This window comes from Xanthobacter dioxanivorans (assembly GCF_016807805.1).
In the GTDB taxonomy this organism is placed as follows: domain Bacteria; phylum Pseudomonadota; class Alphaproteobacteria; order Rhizobiales; family Xanthobacteraceae; genus Xanthobacter; species Xanthobacter dioxanivorans.
The window spans coordinates 4,809,581-4,834,457 of sequence record NZ_CP063362.1 but is presented as its reverse complement, the minus strand read 5'-3'; the positions used below and the strand labels follow the sequence as shown (position 1 = coordinate 4,834,457).

The following is a 24,877-nucleotide window of genomic DNA, read 5'->3' as shown; positions in this document are numbered from 1 at the left end:
TCGTGACGGGTTGGAGGCCGAGAGAGAGGCTTTCGGCCGCCCGTCGCGGAGTAAATCCCCATGGCTACTGCCGTTCAGAAGATCACCCTGTCGTCCTCGCGCGACATTCCCTTCAACAAGCTGGTGCTGAGCCAGTCGAACGTCCGGCGCGTGAAGGCTGGCGTCTCGATCGATGAACTTGCGGCCTCGATCGCCCGCCGCGGCCTCATCCAGAGCCTCAACGTCCGCCCCGTCCTCGACGCCGAGGGCCAGGAGACCGGTATGTTCGAGGTTCCAGCCGGCGGCCGCCGGTTCCGGGCGCTGCAACTTCTGGTGAAGCAGAAGCGCCTGGGCAAGACCGCCCCGGTGCCCTGCGTGGTGCGCGATCCATCGACCGCCATCCTCGCCGAGGAGGATTCGCTCGCCGAGAATATCGAGCGCGCGCCGCTGCATCCCCTCGACCAGTTCCGTGCGTTTCAGGATATGCGCCTGAAGGGCCAGTCCGAGGAGGACATCGCGGCGGCCTTCTTCATCCCCGTCAACGTCGTGAAGCAGCGCTTGCGCCTGGCCGCGGTCGCGCCGTCGCTCCTCGATGTCTATGCCGAGGACGGCATGACGCTGGAGCAGCTCATGGCCTTCGCCGTCTCGGCCGACGAGGCGCGTCAGGTCCAGGTCTGGGAGTCGATCTGCAACTCCTGGTCCAAGGAGCCGTATCAGATCCGCCGGATGCTGACTGAAAGCACCGTCCGCGCCTCCGACAAGCGGGCGGTCTTCGTCGGGCTCGACGGCTATGAGGCCGCCGGCGGCAGCATCATGCGCGATCTGTTCCAGGCCGACGATGGCGGATGGCTGCAGGACTCGGCGCTGCTCGATCGCCTCGTTTCGGAGAAGCTGAAGATCATCGCCGACGAGATCGCGGGCGAAGGCTGGAAATGGATCGAAGTCGATGTCAGCCATCCCTACGATGTCGCGCGCGGACTGCGCGAGCTCACCGGCACGCCGGTTGATCTGACCGACGACGAGCGCGCGACAATCGAGGCCCTCAACGCCGAATACGCCAAGCTGGAGGCGGAATATGAAGGCGCCGACGAGCTTCCTGACGATGTGGACGAGCGGCTTGGCGAGATCGAGACGGCGCTGAACGCCTTCGACCAGCGGCCCGCCATCTATGATCCGGCCGACCTCGCCCGCGCCGGCGTCTTCATCAGCATCGACACCGATGGCTCGCTCTCGATCGATCGCGGTTACGTGCGCCCGGAGGACGATGCGCAGGTGACCATCGAGACCGACGGCGATGACGCCATCCAGGGCGCTGAGGGCTCCGATCCGGTGGCACCGTCGATGCAGCGGGCCGTCATCACCATTGGCGGCCAGTCGGCCGAGGCGGAGGATGACGAGGAGGAGACGATCAAGCCCTTGCCCGAACGGCTCGTGATGGAGCTGACCGCGCATCGCACTTTGGCACTGCGCGACGCGTTGGCGAACAATCCCCATGTCGCCCTGACGGCGCTGCTGCACAAGCTCGTCACCGACACCTTCCAGCGCAGCTCGACCACCGGCGGGTGCCTGGAAGCCAGCGTCCGGCACGTCTTCTTCCCCGTGCAGGCCGCCGACCTGAAGGACAGCGCGTCCGCCAAGGCGGTCAACGCGCGGCAGGAGGCCTGGAAGACCGACATCCCACAGGAGGATCAGGCGCTGTGGGACTGGCTCGATGGACTGGACGAGGCCAGCCGTCTGGCGTTGCTCGCCCATTGCGTCAGCTACGGCGTCAACGCGCTGTTCGAGAAGGTCGACCGCTATGGCGGCTCCGGCGTCTCGCAGCACAGCCTCGAACGCCGGCTCGGTCAGGCCGATCGGCTGGCCCGCGCGGTTCGGCTCGACATGGTGGAGGTCGGCTGGACGCCTACCGTCGATAGCTATCTCGGCCGCGTGACCAAGCCGCGCATCCTCGAAGCCGTGCGCGAAGGGGTTGGCGAGCGGGCCGCGCAGCTCATCGACCATCTGAAGAAGGGCGACATGGCCAAGGAAGCCGAACGGTTGCTGGCCGACAGCGGCTGGCTGCCCGAGCCGCTGCGCCTCACCGAGGTTGAACCGGCCACCGGGTCGGTCGAGGCCGATGGGGAGACCGAGACGCTGCCGGATTTCCTCGCGGGCGATGACGAGGTCTCGGCAGACAGCGAGGACGACCCGGCGCACCTGGTCGCCGCGGAATGAGCGACACTACCCGGCGGCAATCGCCGCCGGGTCCCAGATACCGATAAGCAAGAGCCCGGCCCCCTGCGTCACAGGGATCAGCCGGGCTTTTTCTTTGTTGGCGTTTGGCGCTGTCGCCCTACCGACCGGCGGCATGCCGTCCCTCTACCAGACAGCCACTTCCCATTGGCCGTTGACGCGCGCGAATCCGATCGGGCGGTTCTGAGGGGCAGCATTGGCCCGCGTCGGGTCCATCGTAAGCTGTGTCATGCACGTGACGCCGGGGCCGACACCGCCCGGAGAGCAATCGCCGAGCTTCAGCGTCGCGTTGGCCAGCGACGTACCCGTGAAGAGCTTATGACGCCGGACGGCGTCCGTCGCTTCCTGCTCGGTCGGCTGTGCGACACCCGCGACCGCAGCCGCCGAGGTCGTGGGCATGAGGACCGGCCGCAGGCCGAACCCCGCGCCGAATCCCACCGCCAAGGCGACCACGGCGACGAGCCCGACTGCGCTTGCTTTCATCCTTTGCCTCCATCTGACCGCGTTGCACCGAAGACGCGGACAGGCCTCGGAGGCCGACGGGATACGCGTCTTGAGATTGTCGACGGAGTGTAGCCACGCCGCCCGGCGATCGAAACCCCGCCCGCATCTTGGTCGCGCCGTAACGAGCGGTTTGTGCGGCGGCGCTGCGCGTCAAGCCTTTGGAATCAGAGGGAGAGGACGGCCGGGACGGGTTTGAGCCGGTGCGGTCGAGAGAGAGCGCCGGGCGGCTCGGACCTTTCCCGCTCTCCTAAAGGACCCTCCATGACGCATCTTCCCGGATCAGGGGCCGCCCTGGCTCCAGCCCTTCCACTCGCGCCCGCGGCCGACCCATCGCCGCGTATCGCCCAAGCGGCGCGTTTCCTCCTGCCCCATCTCGCACGCGGCGCGCGGATCGACGCCGCCACGCTGCGCGGCGCGATGGACGCCGCCTTCGGCGCCTCCGACGCATCCGGCGCCTGGGATTGGAAAACCGCCTATGACGCTTGCGAGGCGGCGACGGTCCTGTTCCTGCGCAAGTTCGGCCCGGCAATCCGCGCCAAGGCCACATCGCCGGCCGCCATGCTGCCGATGCTGGCGAAGATCGCGGAGCTTCTGCCGACCCATACCCGCCGCTCGGCGGAGAGCGAAGCCCTTCAGCAGTTCTCCACCCCGATTCCGCTGGGTCTGGCGGCCGCCACCGCCGCGGCGGTCACCGCGACCGATCGCGTTCTGGAGCCGTCCGCTGGCACGGGTCTGCTCGCCGTCCTCGCCGAATTGGCCGGCGGATCGCTCATGCTGAACGAACTCGCCGCTTCCCGCGCGGGACTGCTCGACTGCCTCTTCCCCTCGGCATCGGTCACCCGGTTCGACGCCGCGCAGATCCATGATTATCTCGACGCCGGCCTCGCGCCGAGCGTGGTGCTGATGAACCCGCCGTTCTCGGCTATGGCGAACGTCTCCGGCCGGATGGCCGACGCCACATACCGCCACATCGCCTCCGCGCTCGCGCGTCTTTGCGACGGTGGCCGACTGGTCGCGATCACGGGCGCCAGCTTCGCGCCCGACGCGCCGGCTTGGGCAGCAGCCTTCGTTCGGCTTCAGGAGCATGGCCGCGTCGTGTTCTCGGCCGCCGTCGATGGCTCGGTCTACGCCAAGCATGGCACGACGATCGACACCCGGCTGACTGTCATCGACAAGCGGCCGGCCGACGATCCCACGGTCGTCGCCCCCTCGGCCGGCAGCGCACCGGACGCCGCCACGCTGCTCGGCTGGGTGATCCGCGATATGCCAGCGCGGTTGCCGGTCCCCGCATCCACGACGGCCCAGGCCACGCTGCGTCCCGCAGTTCCCCGCACCGTGCGCGGCTACCTCGCTCGACCATGCTCGTCGGCGACCGCGGCCACCGTTCTGAGTGAACCCGAGGGCTTCGATCTCGCCTATGAGACCCTCGACTGGCAGCCGGCCGAAGGTTCCCGGCTCACGGATGCGATTTATGAGGAATACGGATTGCAGTCGATCCGTATTCCCGGCTCTCAGGCCCATCCGACGAAGCTGGTTCAGTCCGCTGCGATGGCCTCGGTCGCGCCGCCCAAGCCGAGCTACCGGCCACGCTTGCCGGCGCCGCTTCTCGCCGATGGCCTGCTGTCCGACGCCCAGCTCGAGACGGTGATCTATGCCGGCGAGGCCCACGGCGATTATCTCGCCGGATCGTGGACGGTGGACGACACCTTCGACGTCGTCTCGGCCGCGCGCGAGGATGCCCCGAATGCGGTCCGCTTCCGGCGCGGCTTCATGCTCGGTGACGGCACTGGCGCCGGCAAGGGCCGTCAGAGCGCCGGCATCATTCTCGACAACTGGATGCAGGGCCGCCGCAACGCCGTCTGGATCTCCAAGTCCGACAAGCTGATCGAGGACGCGCAGCGCGACTGGTCCGCGCTCGGCATGGAGCGGCTGCTGGTGACGCCGCTCTCGCGCTTCCGCCAGGGCACGCCGATCCGGCTACCGGAAGGCGTCCTATTCACCACCTATGCCACGCTACGCTCCGACGAGCGTGGCGAGAAGGTTTCGCGCGTCCGTCAGATCGTCGAATGGTTGGGCTCCGACTTCGATGGAGTGATCATTTTCGACGAGAGCCACGCCATGCAGAATGCCGCGGGCGGCAAGGGTGAACGCGGTGACCAGGCCGCATCGCAGCAAGGACGTGCAGGCTTACGCCTTCAGCATGCGCTGCCGAACGCGCGCGTGGTCTACGTCTCCGCCACCGGCGCGACCACGGTCCACAATCTAGCCTATGCGCAGCGCCTCGGCCTCTGGGGCGGCGAGGACTTTCCGTTCTCGACCAGGTCCGAGTTCGTGGAGGCGATCGAGGCCGGCGGCGTGGCGGCCATGGAAGTGCTCGCGCGCGACCTGCGGGCGCTGGGGCTGTATACCGCCCGCTCGCTCTCCTACGACGGCGTCGAATACGAGCTCGTCGAGCACCAGCTCACGCCCGAGCAGACGCGCATCTATGACGCCTATGCCGGGGCGTTCTCCATCATCCACAACAACCTGTCGGCGGCGATGGAGGCCGCCAACATCACGGGCGACAAGGGCACGCTCAATGCGCAGGCCAAATCCGCCGCTCGATCGGCGTTCGAATCCGCCAAGCAGCGTTTCTTCGGTCATCTCCTCACCAGCATGAAGACGCCGACCCTGATCAGCTCCATCGAGCGCGATCTGGCGGAGGGCCATGCCGCCGTCATCCAGATCGTTTCGACGGGCGAAGCGCTGATGGAGCGCCGTCTGGCGGAGATTCCGACCGACGAGTGGAACGACGTGCGCGTCGACATCACTCCGCGGGAATATGTGCTCGACTATCTCGCCCATTCCTTCCCGGTGCAGCTCTTCGAGCCGTTCACGGATTCTGAAGGCAATCTGTCGTCACGCCCGGTCTATCGCGACGGCCAGCCCGTCGAGAGCCGCGAAGCCGTCGCTCGCCGCGACCGCTTGATTGAGCATCTCGCATCGCTGGCGCCGGTTCCGGGCGCACTCGACCAGATCGTCCAGCGCTTCGGCACGGACATCGTCGCCGAGGTCACCGGCCGTTCGCGTCGTATCGTGCGCAAAGGCGACCGGCTCGTCGTCGAGAGTCGCGCGGGATCGGCCAATCTTGCCGAAACCGCCGCCTTCATGGACGACGTGAAGCGAATCCTCGTCTTCTCCGACGCGGGCGGGACCGGCCGCAGCTACCACGCCGAAATGTCCGCCCGAAACCGTCGGCTGCGCGTCCACTATCTGTTGGAGCCGGGTTGGAAGGCCGACGCGGCCATTCAGGGTCTCGGCCGGACCAATCGCACCAACCAGGCGCAGCCCCCGCTCTTCCGCCCGATCGCGACCGACGTGAAGGCCGAGAAGCGCTTCCTCTCCACCATCGCCCGGCGTCTCGACACTTTGGGCGCGATCACGAGGGGCCAGCGCCAGACCGGCGGTCAGGGCCTGTTCCGCCCCGAGGACAATTTGGAAAGCCATTATGCGCGCGATGCGCTGCGGCAGCTCTACCTGCTGCTGGTGCGCGGCAAGGTCGAGGGCTGCTCGCTCCAGATGTTCGAGGACGCGACAGGCCTTTTGCTGATGGACTCGAACGGGATCAAGGACGAGCTGCCGCCGATCACGACGTTCCTCAACCGCATGCTCGCCCTGACGATCGAACTCCAAGGCATCCTCTTCACGGCGTTCGAGCAGCTCCTCAACGCCAAGATCGAGGGTGCCATCGCCAGCGGCACCTACGACGTCGGACTGGAAACGCTGAGGGCGGAGAGCTTCGCCGTCACCGACCGGAACACGATCCACGTTCATCCGGGGACGGGTGCGGAAACCCGTCTGCTGACGATCACGCAGCGGGTTCGCAACCGGCCGGTCACGCTCGACGAGGCGATGGAACTGCTATCCGATCGTCGGGCGATGCTGCTGGTCAACGACCGCTCCGGCCGCGCCGCCGTTCAGGTGCCGGCGTCTTCGCTGATGTTGGATGACGGCGAGATCGAGCGCCGCGTCCGGCTGATTCGGCCGATGGAGCAGCATCACGCCTCGCTGACCATGATGGCGGAAAGCCACTGGGTCGAAGCCGAGCGCGCGGCCTTCGCATCAGCGTGGACTGTCGAGGTCGCCGACGTACCGGCGTTCTCCGAGAGCACCATCCATGTCGTCTCGGGCCTGTTGCTGCCGATCTGGAAGCGCCTGCCAAACGAGTCGCCACGGGTCTACCGGCTCCAGACCAACGACGGTGAGCGCATCATCGGCCGCAAGGTGTCGCCCACCTGGGTCGCTGGCGCGCTGGCAATGGGAGCCGGCACTCTGGCACCGGATGACGCCTTCGCGGCCCTGATCGACGGCAAGACCATCCTCGACCTCGCCGAGGGCCTCCAACTCCGCCGCGTCCGCGTCATGGGCACCAACCGCATCGAACTCTCCGGCTTCACTGATACGATGCGCGAGCGCCTTAGCGCTTACGGCCTCTTCCATGAGATCATCTCCTGGAAGCTCCGCATGTTCGTGCCAACGGACGCGAGTGGTTCGGCCGTGCTTTCGAAGGTCATGGAGCGCTATCCCGTCCAGCGGATCGCCGAGCGGGAGGTTGCGTAACATGGCCCGGCATGACGCATCCGAACTGGCACAGCGTCTCGGACGACAGGCCGAGGCCGTGTGCCGGCACTATCTCTCTGCCGGATATCGCGAGGGCCGCTACTGGCTGGTCGGCGACGTCCGCAACACGCCCGGCCGCTCGATGTTCGTCCGCCTGAAGGGGGCCGATTCTGGCAGGGGTGCGGCGGGCAAATGGACCGACGCCGCCACAGGCGAACACGGCGATCTCCTCGATGTCATCCGCGAGAGCTGCGGGCTGATCGACTTCAAGGACGTCGCCGATGAGGCCCGGACCTTCCTGAGCCTGCCGCATCCGGAGCCAGACCCGGACCACCAACGACGCCCGGCATCGGCGCCCGCCGGATCGCCGGAGGCCGCACGACGGCTCTTCGCGATGTCGCAGCCGATTACGGGCACAGTCGTAAAGTCGTATCTACGGAAACGCGGCATCACGGCTTTGCACGGAACCGGATCACTCCGCTTCCATCCGCGCTGCTACTACCGGCCGGATGAACATTCGCCGACCGAGACCTGGCCGGCGATGATCGCGTCCGTCACCGATCTCGACGGCCGGATCACGGGCGTACATCGCACTTGGCTCAGCCCCGAAGGGAGCGGCAAGGCGCCAATCGACACACCGCGGCGGGCAATGGGCGATCTCCTCGGCCATGCGGTCCGGTTCGGCACGGCGCACGATGTGATTGCGGCCGGCGAAGGCATCGAGACGATCCTGTCACTCCGCATGGCCCTACCGGGCCTGCCAATGGCGGCTGCGCTCTCGGCCGCACACCTTTCCGCCATCCTGTTCCCGGCGACCCTTCGCCGACTCTACATCGCCCGCGACGACGATCCGGCCGGTGACGGCGCGCGCGATAGCCTGGTCGAACGGGCGCAGACGGCCGGCATCGAGGCGATTGTGCTGTCGCCGACGCTTGGGGACTTCAACGAGGATCTCCGCACCCTCGGCATCGGCGCGCTGCGGGCAGCGACCCGTCAGCAGCTCGCCCCAGAGGACGTCGCCCGTTTTCTCACCTTGGCGGCATAGCCGGAAGGGGCAAGCGCGGAGCAGCGGCGGCCGTCGCCGGTTTCGCACGAGGCTGAATCCCGTTGCGCCGGAGAGGACCACGACCCGGCCTTCGAGAGGGCGATCGGCCGTCAAGCGGCCCGGACCGGCAATGGCTGCGCCCGGCTATTTTCCGGCGCGCTCCAGAGGAGCGCTTTCCATCGCGAAACAAAATAGCCGGCCTTCGCCATCCGGCGCGATGCTTGGCCCTGCGCTGACGCTCCGGGTGCAGGTCCGGGCCGCCCGACGGCTTTCGTCGCCAGAAGGCCGCGAGGGTCGCGGTCAAACCGACGAAGGAGCATCCCATGGCGAGCGAGCACGACGACGGCTTCGAACCGCACCACGCCTCATCCCCAACCGACCACGTCCTGACCGAACTCCAACTCTACGGCTTTCGTCCCTTTCAGGACGAACCCGATCCGAGGCCACTTCCCGAAGGCGATGCGGTCGCCGGGGCCATCGCCGACATCTTCGACGCCCTGATCGCCACCCTCGAGGACACCCGCCTCGAACCCGACCTCGATGACCTCCTCTGGTCGACCGTCAACCTTTTCCATCGCGCCACCGACCGGATCGGACGCGAACTCGATGACAATGAGCAGGCGCAGCGCCGCGGCCAGCGCGAACAGGACGGCTCGGAGGTGAAGTCGGTAGAACTCGAACGTCTCACCGCCGAAGGACAGACCATGATCGAGCGCCGCAACGCCTTCGAGCTGATGCGCGATCAGGCCGCAGAACACTTCGAGCGCCACACCGGATCATCCTGGCGGCCACGCAGCGGATCGATGGTCAATCACCGCGCCATGACCTCAGCGATGATCGACAGCCGCGATTTCCTCGCCGCCAAGCGCCGGGCCGAGAGCGAGGTGATGATCCCGGCGGGTCCGAAGATCGCGGTTACCGGCGGGCTCGACTTCAACGATCACCGGCTGATCTGGGCCAAGCTCGATCAGGTCCACACCAAGCATCCCGACATGGTGCTGATGCACGGTGGATCGCCGAAGGGCGCCGAACGCATCGCCGCTCGCTGGGCCGACCACCGCAAGGTTCCGCAGATTGCATTCAAGCCCGACTGGACGAAGCACGCCAAGGCCGCGCCGTTCAAACGCAACGATCAGATGCTCGCCGTCCTACCGATCGGCGTGATGGTGTTCCCCGGCACCGGCATCCAGGACAATCTCGCCGACAAGGCGCGTAAGTTCGGCATCCCGGTCTGGAAATTCGGCAGTGGCGGCGCGTGAGCGCCGCCTAGCCCAGCTCGATGCCCCAGAATTTCAGCACGCCGAGAACCTCTTCTTTCGGATAGTGCAGGAACGCCGCGTTCTCGATATCGATCTTGATCTTCCGTTTGCGCTTGGCGATCTCGCGCGCGATCCGCTCGCTGAACGGCGCGGCGCCTGGCGGTAGCACGCCGGGGCGATCAGGAGTCGGCCAACTCTTCGGATACCCATCAGGGATCCATCCAGACGTCACTTTGGCGGCCTGCTCTGTGACCGAGGGATGCTCACAAGCCCATCCGTAGAGATGGAAGGCGCACACCCTGAGCATGGCCTTGATTTCGGGGAGCGTGTCGGTGAAGCCTTTCAGCGGCGTGGGCAACCACACCATGTTGGCGACGCACGAGAAGTATCGCGGATCCTGCACGACGCTGCTCTGCTGCGCGAACGACGGATCGTCGTATCCCCAGATATGGCAGACGGTCCAATTCTTGGGCTTGGGCGACGCCACGTCGAGGGCGGCCACCAGCGCCTGCAGCGCGGCGACGTTGCCTTCGAACTTCTCAGCGGTGACCCCTGTCGCCTTTCGGGTGTTGGTATAGCGGCGGGTCCATCCCGCATCGTAGAGCGGTCGTCCGCGAGCGGTGTGCGGCGCCCACACCGGTAAGCGCCGAAATGTCTCCGGATTGACCCACCGCGCGGTTCGCTCGATCAGTTCCACGACCGCCGGGATATCGTCCCGCAGTGCCTCATTGCCGTCTGGTATGTAGAATCCGTCAGTCACTCTCCGCCGCCATCCTCATGTCATCTGCCCCGGCTGCACGAGGCGGATCACAATTCGGGCGTGAGTCCTGAGCGGCAGAGCTCGTTGAGAGATCACTCCTCTATCATCTCCGCGAAGCGACGCACCACCCCCGCTTCCTGGCGCTGATCCTTGGTCCGGCCGAGGGCCTGGCGCCATCAACCCGTAAAGGGTCCGCTACGCGAGCGTGCGGCCTTGAGGCTTCGCCCCTGCGGTGATTGCGGCCCTTGGCCGGACACATCGGGCGCCTGTCGCGCGGGGGATGGTCCCCCGCCTCCAGAACAGGAGCCGGATCGATGTCCCTCAACGATGCTCACGCCTTCGCCTTCAGCCTCGCCACCACGCTCATGGTCGCGATCGTGATCTTCAAAGCCGGCGACGGCACGATGAGTGTCATGCCTGCCTCCGAATACGACGGAGACGCCTCGGCGATCATCCGCGAAGTCGATCCATTCGCCCCTTGAGGGCGACGGTCCGCTCGGCCGAGCGGAAATCCGGACGGATTTCCGCTGCCGCCATCACTCAACTTCGGCTATACTGATATTTGCGCCGTGGTGGTGGTGGAAGGCGCGACCGTAGACCTTCATCTCACGGAGCACACCACCATGGTACTCGGCATTCTCTTGAGCATCACGGCAATCGGCGTCGTCTGCTGGCTGCTCTTCACCCTCGCTATCTACGCGCTGCCCTTGTTCGCGGGCATCACCGTTGGCACGTGGGCCTATGGCACTGGCGCGGGCTGGCCCGGCGGCATCGTCGTCGGACTTCTCGCTGCCGGGCTGATGCTCGGCGTCGGCCAGTTCCTCTTCGCCTTCGCGCGTCCGGTCTGGCTCCGGCTGACCATCGGACTTGTCTTCGCGGCACCGGCGGCCGTCGCTGGCTATCATGCCGTTCACGGTATCGCGAAGCACGCCATGCCTTCGGAGACCTGGCAGTTCATCTTCTCCGTGGTCGGTGCCATCGCCATCGGCGCGACGGCCTGGATTCGGATCGCTGGTGCCGAGCCCGCTCGATCCGGGCGGAACCTCGCTAGGGGCTGACGTCCGCAGGGCAATGTCGCGGCGAACCACAGGCCGTATCGAAGCCTTCCTCAGCATCGCCATCGGAGCAGACGAGGATCAGGGTGGCGATGGGCCATCAGATCCGGGCCGGAAGGCGGCGGCCCGTTGAGCAATCCTGACCACCGGACCGATGACCCGGCCACGATGATGGTGCGGGAGCTGCTCAGTCATGTGGTGCGAGAACCCGGGCGGCCGTTGCGGTCTGGATCGGGAGACAAGAAGCACCGGTGACAGAGCCGAATCTTTATCAGTCACCGAGGGGGTCGTTATCGTCTCCATTGATCGGTTCTGTCCGGCCGAGCGCTCCAAAACGGCCTCTTCGATGGGTGTATCTGGCCGAAGGGCGGCTTCGCCTCGATCGCCTATGGCGCAACAGCGCCGTCAAAACTTTCTTCCCCTGCCGGCTGCGCCGTCATTCCTCGCGGGACAAGAAAGTCCCTCCTTTGCTGTCTGAAGCCCTGCGGGTGCGCCGTCGATCGCCTCCGGCCGGTCGATCACCATCGAGGCCGCAATGGTGCGGGCTCGAAAGACAGTGATCAAGGAGACTTCCCATGGCGACCATCGGCACCTTCAAGAAGACCGGCTCGAACGAGTTCACCGGCGAAATTGTCACCCTCAGCGTCCAGACCAAGAACGTCCGCATCGTCCCCGATGCCCGCTCCACCGGCGAGAACGCTCCCAGCCACCGCGTCTTCGTCGGCCGAGCCGAGATCGGCGCCGCCTGGTCCAAGCGCTCCAGCGAGGGCCGCGAATATCTCGGCCTAAAGCTGGACGACCCGAGCTTCACCGCCCCGATCTACGCCAACCTTTTCGATGACGAGGACGGCGACGGCTACAGCCTCATCTGGTCCCGGCCCAGCCGCCGCAATGGCGACTAGCCACCACCGATGCCCCGCCCGGATCGCCGGGCGGGGCATCGCGCCTGTGGGAATCCAGTCCGCGAGCCAGCGGAAGCTCCCGATCATCCCGGAAAAATGACTCCGCCCCTTTTCTCATGTACGAATCACTAGTTTACTAGGTGGAAGTATATTAGGGGAAACGGCGACCTCTCCGCATGAGATTGCGGGAGATTGTCGCCAGAAATTTGCGTCGACTGAGACACGCCAAGGGCTTGTCGCAGGAGGAACTTGCTGATCGTGCCGAGATCAATCGCAACTATGTCGGCATGCTTGAGCGGGAACAGCACGCCGCGACGATCGATATGCTGGAAAAGCTGGCCATCGTGCTGGACATCGATCCGGTCGCGTTTTTCGAACGGACCGAGCGGCAGAGCGCCGACGAAGATTGATTGCACGACCCGCAGCGATGTCTACGCTGCATCACGCGATGTCTTCTCGCGCAGCTTACGACAATTCAAAACTTCGATAAAATCGACTCGGAATCGAATGGCTGTCGCCATTGATGTGTCGGGGGACCCATCGTGACCGCGCCGGATTTTCTTGACGAACCGCCCCGAGGCGCGACGCTGACCGACTACGACATCAAGCATTTGAAGCTCTACGTTCGCCTGCTCGATGCCGATGCCGAGGGAGCGGACTGGTGCGAAGTGGTTACCATTCTGTTCGGCATTGATCCCAGTGATGATCCCGAGCGCGCCCGGCACATCCATGAATGCCATCTCCTGCGCGCCCGATGGATGACCGAACACGGTTACCGCGACCTGCTTCGGCGCGGCCATCACTGAACGGGTCCGCGATGCGCCGCAGCGATCACGCGGCGCTTTTTCCGGGTCTTCCCTAATCCAGCTCAACCGGCAATCGTATCCGGCCCGGATACATGAACCATGTGAGCCAGGAGGTAATCGATGGCGCCGGACCCATCGCAGTGGCGAGCTTCGACCAGCTATGACTATTTCGACGATCTCGGCATTTCCGACCTGGCGTGGGAGTGCTTGCGCCGCAATGTCGACTACCAGCGCGACTATGCAAAAGCATTGAAAGAGATGGATGACCCAGAGCAGGCGACCGCGTCGTTCCGCCTGCGCTGGGGGTTGCAATTTCCCTGCCCACCCAAGCCACAGCGCCATCGAGGAACCCGTTCACTGGACGACGGAGGCCGACCTTGGAAAGGTTCTGCTGATCGCGTCGCCATCCCTTGGCTCCGCCGGCGCACCACTGCCCGCGCTTGACCCGAACGTAACGCGCCGCAGCGCGCACGAACTCCACGCAATTCATGGCGACGGCGCCGACGCAGTCCATGTCGTGTTGCTCGGCGGCATTGGTCCCGACCAGCCACTGGCCGCGGTCGTCCCGCTGGACACTGATGCACCAGACCGGATCGAGGCCATCTCGCGCATTTGGGGCGGGCTCCACGCGCCGCCTCCGCCCGCCGATCTGCGCGTGACGCCTCAGCGGCGGCAGCGCCTCCGTCACATGCTGCGGGCCTTCGACGGCCACGCTTGCCGCGCAACCTACCGGGAGATCGCCGAGGTGATGTTCGGCGTGTCCCGCGTTGCCTCCGACTCCTGGAAAACATCGGCGCTCCGCGATTCCACCATTCGCCTCGTTCGCGATGGCCTCGCCATGGTCGATGGCGGCTACCGTGACCTGTTGCGTCGGCGCAGACGGCGCTGACGGAGCCTATCGCAGGGGGTGCGAAATAGCCCCCTCAATCTTCACCATCCCCCCAGACGGCAGCTCTTCGCCACCGTGGCCTTCGCCCGCCGCTGATCGCCAGCGGCCTCAACGAACGCCCCGGAGGCCCGATCATGTCCGCCAACCTCGCCGGTTTGCCGCCGCGCTTTCTACGCACTCCTGAAGCCGCCCGATTTCTAGGTCTCTCCGGCCGCACGCTGGAAAAGCACCGGACCTATGGGACTGGCCCGGCGTATCGCAAGCTCGGCGGCCGTGTCGTCTACGCCATCGACGACCTGCAGGCCTGGGCCGATCGGGGCGCCGTCACATCCACGTCGGATCCCCGCGGCGCCGTTCTTCCCGCCAAGCGCCATGAACCGACGACGCCGGTCCAATCCGGCCGCCACGCGCGCTGAGACGTGCCGGTATGTCGTCCCGCCATCACAGTAGCGAACGCGAGCAGCTCGATCTCTTCCGAGCGCTGCCCGGCGACCTCGCGCCGCGAGATGCGCAGGACCTCATGGCCTATCCGTTCTTCTCGCTCGCCAAATCGAAGCGCCTGGCGCCGATCGATTTCAAGGCAGGTTCGATCGTCATCCGCGTTGAAGCCGTCCCCGAGCATGGCATGGCGACCATCTGGGACGCGGACGTGCTGATCTGGGCCGCCTCCCAGATCGTCGAGGCGCGCGACGCCGGCCTGCGCCCGTCCCGGCTCATGGGGACCACCCCGTATGAGATCCTGAACTTCATCGGCCGCGGCGTGTCGCTACGCGACTACGACCGCCTCAAGGCCGCGCTCGACCGCCTACAGTCAACCACGATCGCCACATCGATCCGCCAGCCCACCGAGCGGCGGATGCACCGCTTCTCCTGGATCAACGAGTGGAAGGAGAAAGCCGACAGCCGAGGACGGCCCCTTGGCCTCGAGCTGATCGTACCCGACTGGTTCTACGCCGCGGTCCTCGACGACGCGCTCGTACTGACGATCGACCGCGCCTACTTCGATCTCACAGGCGGGCTCGAACGCTGGCTCTACCGGCTCGTGCGCAAGCATGGCGGCCGCCAGGAGTTCGGCTGGAGCTTCGATTTCATCCACCTCCACGCCAAGTCCGGCTCGCTCTCGCCGCTCAAGCACTTCGCCTACGACCTGCGCGACATCGTCCGCCGCCAGGCGCTGCCCGGTTACCGGCTGACCATCGAGCAGCCGGCCAGCGGCCCCGAACGCCTTTCCTTCGTCCCGACCGATCCGGCGCCGCTCGGCATGCCGCGACGTCGCCGTTCCAACACTCGCTCTGGGGATAAGCTGTGAATTGCCTCGTGCTATCAGGGACCGCGCCTATCGTGCCATCGGGGACCCGATCCTCGTGCTATCGGGGACCGGAATCGTCGATTCCACGCATCGAATCAAAAGCTTGCGGCGTCCGTAACTTCTCTAACCTAGATTCCTTCGGAATCTTTCTAACGCACCCCGCGTTTTGCCCGCCTGCGGATAACTGCCGAGCAGCGGCCGGGAGCGCGTCATGATCGTCGCGTTCCTCAATCAGAAGGGCGGCGTCGGCAAGACGACACTGGCGCTGCACCTTGCCGGCGAATGGGCGAGACGCGGTCAGCGCGTCACCGTGATCGACGCCGACCCGCAAGGCTCGGCGCTCGACTGGTCGCAACAAAGGGCACGCGAGCGCCTTCCGCGCCTGTTCGGCGTCGTCGGCCTGGCGCGCGATACGCTCCATCGCGAAGCGCCGGAGCTGGCGCGCGACGCCGATCACATCGTCATCGACGGGCCGCCCCGCGTCGCCGGGCTGATGCGTTCCGCATTGCTCGCCGCCGATCTCATCCTGATCCCGGTGCAGCCATCGCCATTCGACGGCTGGGCCTCGGCCGAGATGCTGGCACTGCTCAGTGAGGCACGCATCTATCGTCCGCAGCTCGCGGCCCGCTTCGTGCTGAACCGATGCGGTGCGCGAACCGTCATCGCCCGCGAAACAGCCGAGACGCTCGCCGATCACGATCCGCCGGTGCTGGCATCCACCATCGGCCAGCGCGTCGCCTTCGCCGATACGGCGCAGTCCGGACGCCTCGTGTCGGAGGTCGACGACGACAGCCCGGCCGCGCGCGAGATCGCCGCACTGTGCGCCGAGGTCGGGAGGCTCGGATTATGACCGGGCCGTCTCAGAAACGCGGCTTCGCCGCCCGGCCCGGCGACGCTGAACACTGGATCAAGTCGTCAGGGCCGCCGCCTGCGCGCGGCCCGGACGCCGCCGTGTTCTCGGCGCGATTGACCATCGACGTCACCTCCGAATTGCGCGGGCGCATCAAGATCGCAGCATTCCGGCGCGGCGTCACGGTCGCCGACATGCTGCGCGATCTGCTCGCGCGCGAATTTCCCCCGACCGAAGGAGATCCATCATGACCGGCACCGCGGCCCCGCGCGTGCGCAGCGGCCCGTCGCCGTCCGCGCTCGCGTCCGACCACCTGACCCATGTCGAACTGACCTGGATTGAGAAGAAGATCGAATATTGGATCCGGTTCGGAGACGACGTCCACGAGCAAATTCTGGATCGCCGCCGGCGTATCCTCTCCTACCAGCCGGGCAGCGTCTTCGCGTTCGTCCGCTGGGCCTCCAACGATTTCGGCACGGTCATCTCGCGCATCGACATCGTGCGCGCCGTCTCGCCGCGCCAACCCTATCAGACGCTACCGTTCGTGCGCCCGGGCGGTGACATCCTGCTCAAGCTCGAAGGCTGGCCGAAGGTCGAGCACGTACTCCAACTCATCGACGCCATCGAAGCGCTCAACATCGATCCGGCAGCAGTCTCGCCCGATCATTGGCGGCACATCCACAACCGCCTGACGGCAGGCCACGAGCCTCGTGCCTACACGTTCGAGCAGCATCGGGCATTCCTGAAGCGCCGGAGTGCCCAGCCATGACCCGCTTCGGTTACGTCATGACGACGTATTTCGCCGTGATGCTGATCGGCGGCCTGTCGTTCATCCACATTGCGCCGAAGCTGATTTGGAACGCCTCGGCCAGCACGCCGATCGGGCTCTATTCTATCGATCGATCACCCCGGCTCGACGTGACCGACCTGGTCGCCGTGGCCGCTCCCGAACCGCTCGCCACGTTCCTGGCCGAGCGCGGCTACCTGCCGCGCGGCGTCCCGCTCATGAAGCGCGTTGCCGGCCTTCCGGGGCAGCAGGTCTGCCGAACCGGCGCTCGCATCACCGTCGATGGCATCGCGATGGGAGAGGCGCTGCGGCACGACCGCCTCGGCCGTGATCTGCCCGTCTGGCAGGGCTGCCTGCGCGTCGCGGACGGCGAGATTTTCCTCATGAACTGGTCCGTCCGCGACAGCCTCGACGGCCGCTACTTCGGTCCCATTCCCACCAGCTCGATCATCGGCCGCGCGATGCCGGTGTGGACCGACGAAGACGACAGCGGCCACTTCGAATGGCGCGCCCAAACACGTTGAGGGGCGCGCTGAACCTCTCCCCCACATGCAGCAGAAGGAACCTTCCCATGCCACAGATCGGTCAATTCACCCGCACGAAGTCTGGCTATTCCGGCCACGTCCGGACGCTCACCCTCGACGCCGCGCTTTCCCTCTTTCCGGCCGAACCTTCAGACGCCGAGAACGCGCCGGACTACCGCGTCCATCTCGGCGACGAAGATGGCCCCGAGGTCGGCGCCGGCTGGAAGCGGACCGGCGAGAAGGCTGGCGAGTATGTCTCGCTGCTCCTCGATGATCCCGTCTTCGCGCAGCCGGTGCGCGCCAACCTGTTCCAGTCCGGCGACGACAAGACGGCTTGGGGCCTCCACTGGAACCGCCCGCCGAAGCGCGGCGAGCGGGACTGAGGCCATGCGGACGCTTCACCCAACGCGCAGGCGTTTCGTGGATACTGGGCGGACGCAAGCCGCCCGGCATCTCCCCATCCTTCTTCTTTCCGGCCTGCTTTTTGCCGCCGGATTGCCGGCCGCTACTTTGGCTCAGAGCGCGCCGGTCGAGCGAACCGATCCTGCCGATCCGATCGCCGCCTATGTCACCGAAGCCTCGCAACGCTTCGGCGTTCCGGCGGCCTGGATTCGCGCCGTCATGCGCGTCGAAAGCGCCGGCGATGTGCGCGCGATCTCCCGAGCGGGTGCGATGGGACTCATGCAGATCATGCCCGATACCTGGGCGGCGCTGCGCATCCGCCATAGTCTCGGCAATGATCCCTACGACCCGCGCGACAACATCTTGGCAGGCGCGGCCTACCTGCGCGAAATGCACGACCGCTACGGCTCGCCGGGCTTCCTCGCGGCCTACAACGCCGGTCCTGGTCGCTACGACGAATATCTTGCGGACGGTCGTGCGTTGCCGGCGGAAACGCGGGCCTATGTCGCGGCCCTCGCACCTCTCATCGGCGGCAGCGAGATCGCCGGAACCGTCACTGTCGCGACTGCCGATCCGCTGGCGTGGACGCGCGCCCCGCTGTTCATCGCGCGCGCCGACGGCACGACCTCTGCTGATCGGGCGCAGACCGGGGGCCGTTCTGAAGACGCTCCGGCGGCGGCTCCGCTGCGCGAGGTTTCCGCGATCACGCCGCAGTCCACCGGCCTGTTTGTTGTGCGACCAGATGCTGGAGGTCCGCGATGACGGCGCCTCGACCGGATCGCGGTCTGGCGTGCCCCGGCGCATCATGGAGAGCGTTGAGGGGGGAGCGAGGCAACACGACCGCACGATGGCAGGATAAAGGGGCGCGATGTGCGCTTCGGTTCGGTCGTGTTTTTTCAGGGGCTTGCGCAGCGAATTCGCGAGGTGCGCCTGATCGGCGCAGCCTGCGGCTTCGGCAATTTCAGAAGAAAATCAGTGCCGTTGCGCGATGTGCGGGATCGCGACCATGAGCGGCGAGGACGATTTCCGCATCCGGCCAGGCCGCATCCGCTCGACGAGCGCGCAGCGCGCCCGACCCTTCATCGCGCAGGCGCTGGCGGCGGCCCAGCGCGCCGGCGGAACGGTCTCCCGCAAGGGGACGATCGGGCCGAACCACCGTTCCCGGTTCGGCCGGGGCCAGCGCGCGTCGGTGCAAGCCAATCGGCTCATCACGTCACGCTCGCGCGGCGCCGTCGTCAAGGCGCGTGTCGTCCGTCACGCAGGACGGGGCGCGCCACTTGCGACCCACCTCAGCTATCTGCGACGCGAGGGCGTCACCCGGGACGGAGAGAAGGCCCGGCTGTTCGGCCCCGGCACGGACGATGCCGATCGACAAGCGTTCGCGGAGCGGTGCGAGGATGACCGGCATCATTTCCGGTTCATCCTCTCGCCCGACGACGCCTTGGAGATATCCGACCTCAAGACCTTCGCCCGCGACCTAGTCGGCCAGATGGAAAAGGACCTCGGCACCAAGCTCGATTGGATCGGCGCCGATCACTGGAACACTGAGCATCCCCATGTCCACCTGATCGTGCGCGGCGTGCGCGAGGACGGCGAGAACCTCGTCATCTCCCGCGACTACATCAAGGAAGGAATGCGTGATCGGGCGCGGGATCTGATCACGCAGGAACTCGGACCGCGCACAGATCAGGAAATCCGCCGCACGCTCGAACGCCAGATCCACGCCGAGCGCTGGACCAACCTCGACCGGCAGCTCGCGCGCGACAGCACCCGCACCGGCGTCATCGATCTCGCGCCGCATGCCGACCGCCAACCCGACGAGTTCCATGCGCTCAAGGTCGGACGACTGCGCAAGCTGGAATCGCTCGGTCTCGCCGACCAGATCGGTCCCGGCCAATGGGCCATGTCGGAGAACGCTGAGGCGACGCTGCGCGAGCTGGGCGAACGCGGCGACATCATCAAGCGCATTCATCGCGGCCTGGCCGAGCGGGGCATCGAGCGAGGCGCGGCCAATTATGTGCTTGCCGGCGAGAGCCTGGACGATCCCGTCGTCGGCCGGTTGGTCGCTCGTGGCCTCGACGACGAGCTGAAGGGCACGGCCTATGCCGTGGTCGATGGCGCCGACGGGCGCACCCACCACATCAAGCTGCCCGATCTCGATGCCGCCGGCGACAGCACGCCGGGCTCGATCGTCGAACTGCGCAAGTTCGACGACGCCCAGGGCCGGCGGCGCGTCGCGCTGGCGGTCCGCTCGGACCTCTCGATCGAGCGGCAGATCACGGCGACCGGCGCCACCTGGATCGACCGTCAGGCTATTGCACGCGAACCGGTCGACCTCGGTGGCGGCGGCTTCGGCGCGGAGGTGCGCGGGGCGATGGATCGCCGCGCCGAACATCTGATCGGGCAAGGCCTCGCCGAACGTCAGGGCCGCGGCGTCAGCTTCAGCCGTAACCTGATCGAGACGCTACGCCGCCGTGAGCTGGACGCGCTCGGAGAGAAGCTGGCGTCAGAGAGCGGACGGCCGCTGACACGTGCTTCGATCGGCGAATATGTCTCCGGCACCTACCGGCAGCGGTTCGCGCTCGCCTCCGGCCGGTTTGCGATGATCGACGACGGCCTCGGCTTCCAGCTCGTGCCCTGGTCCCCCTCACTCGAAAAGCAGCTCGGCCGCCATGTCTCCGGCGTCGCGCGCGGCGACGGCGGCATCGACTGGAGCTTTGGCCGCAAGCGGGGGCTCGGCCTGTGACCACCACTCTTGACGAAGAAAGGACCCCTCAATGTCCGCCACCAAGATTCTCTGGGGCCAGATCCTCGTCGTCTTCCTGATCGTGCTCGTCACGACCTGGTCCGCGACGCAGTGGACGGCCTGGCAGCTCGGCTTCCAGCCGCAGCTCGGCCGGCCATGGTTCGAGCTGTTCGGCTGGCCCATCTACTATCCGCCCGCCTTCTTTTGGTGGTGGTACCTCTACGATGCCTACGCGCCGCCGATTTTCGTCGAGGGCGCATACATCGCTGCATCCGGCGGCTTCATCGCGATCGCGGTCGCGATCGGCATGTCGGTCTGGCGAGCCCGCGAGGCCAAGAACGTCGAGACCTACGGCTCTGCGCGCTGGGCCCGGCCCGACGAGGTTAAATCCGCTGGGCTGCTCGGGCCCGACGGCGTCGTGCTCGGCAAGCTCGATCGCACCTATCTCCGCCACGACGGACCCGAGCATGTGCTCTGCTTCGCGCCGACCCGCTCCGGCAAGGGCGTCGGCCTCGTGGTGCCGTCGCTCTTGACCTGGCCGGGCTCGGCCATCGTCCACGACATCAAGGGCGAGAACTGGCAGCTCACGGCCGGCTTCCGCGCGCGGCATGGCCGGGTGCTGCTCTTCGACCCGACCAACGCGAAGTCGGCCGCCTACAATCCGCTGCTCGAAGTCCGCCGCGGTGAATGGGAAGTTCGCGACGCTCAGAACATCGCCGACATCCTCGTCGATCCCGAAGGGTCGCTGGAAAAGCGGAATCACTGGGAGAAGACCAGCCACGCGCTCCTCGTGGGGGCCATCCTCCACGTCCTCTATGCCGAGGCCGACAAGACGCTCGCCGGCGTCGCCGCCTTCCTGTCCGACCCGAAGCGGCCGATCGAGTCGACGCTCGCCGCCATGATGAAGACCGCCCATCTCGGCGCGGCCGGACCCCACCCGGTCATAGCCTCCGCCGCTCGGGAACTGCTGAACAAATCGGACAACGAACGCTCGGGCGTGCTGTCGACCGCCATGTCCTTTCTCGGGCTCTACCGCGACCCGGTCGTGGCGGCCGTCACGCGCCGCTGCGACTGGCGCATCACCGACATCGTCGGCGGCGTGCGGCCGTCGACGCTCTACCTTGTGGTCCCGCCCTCCGACATCGCGCGCACCAAGCCGCTAATCCGGCTGATCCTCAATCAGGTCGGCCGACGATTGACCGAGGACCTGCAGGCCAAGGGCGGGCGGCACCGGCTGCTCCTCATGCTCGACGAGTTCCCGGCACTCGGCCGCCTCGACTTCTTCGAGTCCGCTCTGGCGTTCATGGCCGGCTACGGCCTGAAGAGCTTCCTGATCGCGCAGTCGCTGAACCAGATCGAGAAGGCCTATGGGCCGAACAATTCGATCCTCGACAACTGCCATGTGCGCGTCAGCTTCGCAACCAACGACGAGCGGACGGCCAAGCGCGTCTCCGATGCGCTCGGCACCGCGACCGAGATGCGGGCGATGCGGAACTATGCCGGGCACAGACTCAGTCCCTGGCTCGGCCATCTGATGGTCTCGCGCTCTGAGACCGCGCGGCCGCTGCTGACGCCCGGCGAGGTCATGCAGCTCCCACCTGCGGACGAGATCATCATGGTGGCGGGTACACCGCCGATCCGGGCGAAGAAGGCCCGCTACTTCGAGGATCGTCGGTTTCAGGAACGCATCCTGCCACCGCCGGCGCTGGCAAAGACAGCGGCGGCAAAGCCGGACGACTGGAGCAAGATGCCGCTGCCGCCGCGGCTGGAGATCGAGGGCGCCGGCGCAAAAGATGGCCAGGGCGACGACGAGGATCCGACCGGCTCTGAACGCCGCCACCAGCCCGAGCTGAACAAGGCCGGGACCGTCGAGAAGAAGCCGCCGATCGACAACGAGTTCGCGGCCGATTTCGGCGACGACGAGGAAGACGACAGCGCCCGGATGAGCCGGATGAACCAGGTCATGCAGGGCGTCGCCCGACAGGTCTCGCTAGACCCCAATGACGGCATGGACCTGTGAGGCGCCGATGACGAAGCCATCAAAGAAGCAGCGCCTGTCGGTCTATCTCGACCCAGACGTCATGAAGGCGCTGGCGGTCTATGCCGCACGGCGCGACCAATCACGCTCCCTGATTGCCGAAGCGGCCATCGCTTCCTTCCTGTCGCCCGACGCCGCCGAACGGCAGGAAGCAGCGACCACCAAGCGTCTCGATCAGGTCGATCGGCGCATGACGCGAATGGAACGCGACCTCGGCATCTCCGTCGAAATGCTGGCTGTCTTCGTCCGCTTCTGGTTGACGACCAATCCGCCGTTGCCGGAACCTGCCCAGGCCGCGGCGCGTGCTCAGGCAGGCGAGCGATACGACGCCTTCGTCGCTGCGCTCGGCCGGCGACTCGCCAAGGGACCGAAGCTGCGTCAGGAAATTTCGGAAGACGTGTCGGGCGTCGCGGACGCGCAATAATCATCGCTCGCGGTATCGCAAGTATTCATCCGTTCCGCCGTTCCCCTGTCTTTGTACGCCAGAGCGCTACGACCACATTCCGGTTGTTGCCACGCCCCAACTTCTGCCTCTTCTACTCATCCCCGATCCAGGGCCGCTTGTCGGCGGTCCCGCACGGAACGGGGACGACATGGCGGTTTCTCACCAGCAATCCGAGGCGATACTTCGCGGCGCGCGCATGTTGCGCACCGCTCTCGGCCCCGCCATCGCAGGATTCCTGGAAGACCCGTCGATCGTCGAGGTGATGCTCAATCCCGACGGGCGGCTCTGGATCGACCGCCTATCCGGGGGACTTTCCGATACGGGAGAGCGCCTGTCCGCAGCCGATGGCGAGCGCATCGTGCGCCTGGTCGCGCACCATGTCGGCGCCGAGGTTCACTCCGGTCGCCCGCGCGTCTCTGCTGAGTTGCCCGAAACGGGAGAGCGGTTCGAAGGTCTGCTGCCACCCGTCGTAGCAGCTCCGGCCTTCGCGATCCGCAAGCCAGCCGTCGCGGTCTTCACGCTGGCCGACTACGTCGCGGCCGAGATCATGTCAGCCGACCAGGCCGCGATCCTTCGTCAGGCCGTCGCCGACCGGCGCAACATTCTCGTCGCAGGCGGCACCTCCACCGGCAAGACCACGCTCACCAATGCGCTGCTCGCCGAGGTGTCGAAGACCTCCGACCGCATCGTGCTGATCGAGGACACGCGCGAACTGCAATGCGCCGCGCCGAACCTCGTCGCGATGCGCACCAAGGACGGCGTCGCCTCGCTCTCCGATCTCGTCCGCTCCTCCCTTCGCCTGCGTCCCGACCGCATCCCGATCGGCGAGGTGCGCGGCTCCGAAGCGCTCGATCTCCTCAAAGCATGGGGCACGGGCCACCCCGGCGGTATCGGCACGATCCATGCCGGCACCGCGCTCGGCGCGCTGCGCCGCCTCGAACAGCTCATCCAGGAAGCTGTCGTCACCGTCCCCCGCGCGCTGATCGCCGAAACCATCGATCTCGTCGCGGTGCTCAGCGGCCGAGGCTCGACCCGTCGCCTCGCCGAACTCGCCCGCGTCGAGGATCTCAAGCCGGACGGCGACTACCGCGTCACCCCCACAACCCAGCCCCTCTCAGGAGATCTCCCATGAATCGTCATTGCCTGCGCCTCCGCCGCCATATCTCGACGGCGGCGGCCGTCGCCTTCGTCAGCATGATGATGGCGCCCGCCGCATATGCTTCCGGCTCGTCCATGCCTTGGGAAGCGCCGCTGCAGTCCATCCTCGAATCGATTGAGGGACCTGTGGCCAAGATCATCGCTGTGATGATCATCATCATCACAGGTCTAACACTCGCCTTCGGCGATACATCAGGCGGCGCAAGGAAGCTGATCCAGATCGTCTTCGGCCTGTCGATCGCCTTCGCCGCGTCGAGCTTCTTCCTGTCCTTCTTCTCCTTCGGCGGTGGAGCGCTCGTCTGATGGCGAGCCTGATCGACAGCGCCGGCGAAGTGCCGGGCTACGCCGTCCCGGTCCATCGCGCGCTCACCGAGCACATCCTGCTCGGCGGCGCGCCACGTTCGATCGCCATCCTCAACGGCACGCTGGCGGCAGCGCTCGGCCTTGGCCTGCGCCTCTGGCTGGTCGGTCTCGGGCTCTGGGCGATCGGCCATTTCGCGGCCGTGTGGGCGGCCAAACGCGATCCGCAATTCGTCGATGTCGTGCGCCGCCACCTGCGCATTCCCGGCCATCTGAACGTCTGAGGTG

27 protein-coding genes are annotated in these 24,877 nt (G+C 66.5%); 25 read left to right on the top strand and 2 right to left on the bottom strand.

The genetic code is table 11. From position 1 onward, the window contains the following. The first annotated feature begins 60 nt into the window (after nt 1-60). Complete coding sequence (locus tag EZH22_RS22620; RefSeq protein ID WP_203192662.1) at nt 61-2,193, top strand: ParB/RepB/Spo0J family partition protein; 2,133 nt, start codon at nt 61-63, stop codon at nt 2,191-2,193. 144 nt (nt 2,194-2,337) lie between these two features. Here EZH22_RS22620 and EZH22_RS22615 read toward each other — a convergent pair whose 3' ends face one another. Next, nucleotides 2,338-2,694, bottom strand: a complete 357-nt coding sequence (locus tag EZH22_RS22615) for a hypothetical protein (RefSeq protein WP_231711102.1) — start codon at nt 2,692-2,694, stop codon at nt 2,338-2,340. Nucleotides 2,695-2,976: 282 nt separating this feature from the next. Between EZH22_RS22615 and EZH22_RS22610 the strand changes: the two genes are divergently transcribed. The 3 genes from EZH22_RS22610 to EZH22_RS22600 all read left to right on the top strand — a co-directional run bounded on the left by EZH22_RS22610 (nt 2,977) and on the right by EZH22_RS22600 (nt 9,618). Next, on the top strand, nt 2,977-7,314 hold the full coding sequence (locus EZH22_RS22610) for a strawberry notch family protein (protein WP_203192661.1): 4,338 nt from the start codon (nt 2,977-2,979) through the stop codon (nt 7,312-7,314). 1 nt (nt 7,315) lies between these two features. Next, the gene (locus tag EZH22_RS22605) at nt 7,316-8,359 is read left to right on the top strand and encodes a DUF7146 domain-containing protein (RefSeq protein ID WP_203192660.1); all 1,044 of its coding nucleotides are present in this window, start codon (nt 7,316-7,318) and stop codon (nt 8,357-8,359) included. A 323-nt stretch (nt 8,360-8,682) separates the two neighbouring features. Continuing rightward, on the top strand, nt 8,683-9,618 hold the full coding sequence (locus tag EZH22_RS22600) for a DUF2493 domain-containing protein (RefSeq protein ID WP_203192659.1): 936 nt from the start codon (nt 8,683-8,685) through the stop codon (nt 9,616-9,618). A gap of 7 nt (nt 9,619-9,625) precedes the next feature. On the opposite strand, the gene EZH22_RS22595 is transcribed toward EZH22_RS22600, so the two are convergent. After that, entirely contained in the window at nt 9,626-10,378 is a 753-nt protein-coding gene (locus EZH22_RS22595) for a hypothetical protein (RefSeq protein ID WP_203192658.1), read from the bottom strand. Nucleotides 10,379-10,692: 314 nt separating this feature from the next. On the opposite strand from EZH22_RS22595, the gene EZH22_RS22590 reads away from it, so the two are divergent. The 21 genes from EZH22_RS22590 to EZH22_RS22490 all read left to right on the top strand — a co-directional run bounded on the left by EZH22_RS22590 (nt 10,693) and on the right by EZH22_RS22490 (nt 24,873). Then, a complete protein-coding gene (locus EZH22_RS22590; protein ID WP_203192657.1) occupies nt 10,693-10,860 on the top strand; it encodes a hypothetical protein in 168 nt (55 codons plus the stop codon). Nucleotides 10,861-11,001: 141 nt separating this feature from the next. Then, a complete protein-coding gene (locus EZH22_RS22585) occupies nt 11,002-11,436 on the top strand; it encodes a hypothetical protein (protein WP_203196710.1) in 435 nt (144 codons plus the stop codon). A 572-nt stretch (nt 11,437-12,008) separates the two neighbouring features. Beyond that, nucleotides 12,009-12,335 carry a DUF736 domain-containing protein gene (locus EZH22_RS22580; RefSeq protein WP_203192656.1) on the top strand — a complete coding sequence of 109 codons (327 nt, stop codon included), beginning with the start codon at nt 12,009-12,011 and terminating at the stop codon, nt 12,333-12,335. Between the two features lie 176 nt (nt 12,336-12,511). Then, nucleotides 12,512-12,745, top strand: a complete 234-nt coding sequence (locus tag EZH22_RS22575; RefSeq protein ID WP_203192655.1) for a helix-turn-helix domain-containing protein — start codon at nt 12,512-12,514, stop codon at nt 12,743-12,745. Between the two features lie 132 nt (nt 12,746-12,877). Continuing rightward, the gene (locus EZH22_RS22570) at nt 12,878-13,141 is read left to right on the top strand and encodes a DNA -binding domain-containing protein (RefSeq protein ID WP_203192654.1); all 264 of its coding nucleotides are present in this window, start codon (nt 12,878-12,880) and stop codon (nt 13,139-13,141) included. A 120-nt stretch (nt 13,142-13,261) separates the two neighbouring features. After that, nucleotides 13,262-13,585: a transcriptional regulator domain-containing protein gene (locus EZH22_RS22565; RefSeq protein ID WP_203196840.1), complete on the top strand. Its 324-nt coding sequence runs from the start codon at nt 13,262-13,264 to the stop codon at nt 13,583-13,585. Between the two features lie 73 nt (nt 13,586-13,658). Next, nucleotides 13,659-14,030 (top strand): DUF2285 domain-containing protein, encoded by a 372-nt coding sequence (locus EZH22_RS22560; protein ID WP_231711101.1) that lies wholly within the window; start codon nt 13,659-13,661, stop codon nt 14,028-14,030. A 134-nt stretch (nt 14,031-14,164) separates the two neighbouring features. Then, the gene (locus EZH22_RS22555; protein ID WP_203192653.1) at nt 14,165-14,446 is read left to right on the top strand and encodes a helix-turn-helix transcriptional regulator; all 282 of its coding nucleotides are present in this window, start codon (nt 14,165-14,167) and stop codon (nt 14,444-14,446) included. 11 nt (nt 14,447-14,457) lie between these two features. Then, entirely contained in the window at nt 14,458-15,339 is an 882-nt protein-coding gene (locus EZH22_RS22550) for a replication initiator protein A (RefSeq protein ID WP_203192652.1), read from the top strand. A gap of 211 nt (nt 15,340-15,550) precedes the next feature. Further along, a complete protein-coding gene (gene parA, locus EZH22_RS22545; protein ID WP_203192651.1) occupies nt 15,551-16,189 on the top strand; it encodes a ParA family partition ATPase in 639 nt (212 codons plus the stop codon). Further along, the gene (locus EZH22_RS22540; RefSeq protein ID WP_203192650.1) at nt 16,186-16,440 is read left to right on the top strand and encodes a hypothetical protein; all 255 of its coding nucleotides are present in this window, start codon (nt 16,186-16,188) and stop codon (nt 16,438-16,440) included. The genes parA and EZH22_RS22540 overlap by 4 nt, the downstream gene beginning before the upstream one ends. After that, nucleotides 16,437-16,958, top strand: a complete 522-nt coding sequence (locus EZH22_RS22535; RefSeq protein WP_203192649.1) for a DUF2840 domain-containing protein — start codon at nt 16,437-16,439, stop codon at nt 16,956-16,958. Before EZH22_RS22540 ends, EZH22_RS22535 begins: the two co-directional genes overlap by 4 nt. Then, the gene (locus tag EZH22_RS22530) at nt 16,955-17,500 is read left to right on the top strand and encodes a S26 family signal peptidase (protein ID WP_203192648.1); all 546 of its coding nucleotides are present in this window, start codon (nt 16,955-16,957) and stop codon (nt 17,498-17,500) included. Before EZH22_RS22535 ends, EZH22_RS22530 begins: the two co-directional genes overlap by 4 nt. Nucleotides 17,501-17,547: 47 nt before the next feature. Beyond that, nucleotides 17,548-17,883, top strand: coding sequence for a DUF736 domain-containing protein (locus tag EZH22_RS22525; protein WP_203192647.1), 336 nt, complete (start codon nt 17,548-17,550; stop codon nt 17,881-17,883). Between the two features lie 4 nt (nt 17,884-17,887). Continuing rightward, on the top strand, nt 17,888-18,664 hold the full coding sequence (locus EZH22_RS22520; protein ID WP_203192646.1) for a lytic transglycosylase domain-containing protein: 777 nt from the start codon (nt 17,888-17,890) through the stop codon (nt 18,662-18,664). Nucleotides 18,665-18,908: 244 nt separating this feature from the next. Continuing rightward, nucleotides 18,909-20,648 (top strand): relaxase/mobilization nuclease domain-containing protein, encoded by a 1,740-nt coding sequence (locus EZH22_RS22515; RefSeq protein ID WP_203192645.1) that lies wholly within the window; start codon nt 18,909-18,911, stop codon nt 20,646-20,648. A gap of 31 nt (nt 20,649-20,679) precedes the next feature. Further along, nucleotides 20,680-22,668: a conjugal transfer protein TraG gene (locus tag EZH22_RS22510; protein ID WP_203192644.1), complete on the top strand. Its 1,989-nt coding sequence runs from the start codon at nt 20,680-20,682 to the stop codon at nt 22,666-22,668. Nucleotides 22,669-22,675: 7 nt separating this feature from the next. After that, nucleotides 22,676-23,110, top strand: coding sequence for a ribbon-helix-helix domain-containing protein (locus EZH22_RS22505; protein WP_203192643.1), 435 nt, complete (start codon nt 22,676-22,678; stop codon nt 23,108-23,110). Nucleotides 23,111-23,279: 169 nt separating this feature from the next. Continuing rightward, nucleotides 23,280-24,263, top strand: a complete 984-nt coding sequence (gene trbB, locus EZH22_RS22500) for a P-type conjugative transfer ATPase TrbB (protein WP_203192642.1) — start codon at nt 23,280-23,282, stop codon at nt 24,261-24,263. Continuing rightward, complete coding sequence (locus EZH22_RS22495) at nt 24,260-24,592, top strand: TrbC/VirB2 family protein (protein WP_203192641.1); 333 nt, start codon at nt 24,260-24,262, stop codon at nt 24,590-24,592. Before trbB ends, EZH22_RS22495 begins: the two co-directional genes overlap by 4 nt. Next, nucleotides 24,592-24,873 (top strand): VirB3 family type IV secretion system protein, encoded by a 282-nt coding sequence (locus EZH22_RS22490; protein ID WP_203192640.1) that lies wholly within the window; start codon nt 24,592-24,594, stop codon nt 24,871-24,873. Before EZH22_RS22495 ends, EZH22_RS22490 begins: the two co-directional genes overlap by 1 nt. Nucleotides 24,874-24,877: the final 4 nt, after the last annotated feature.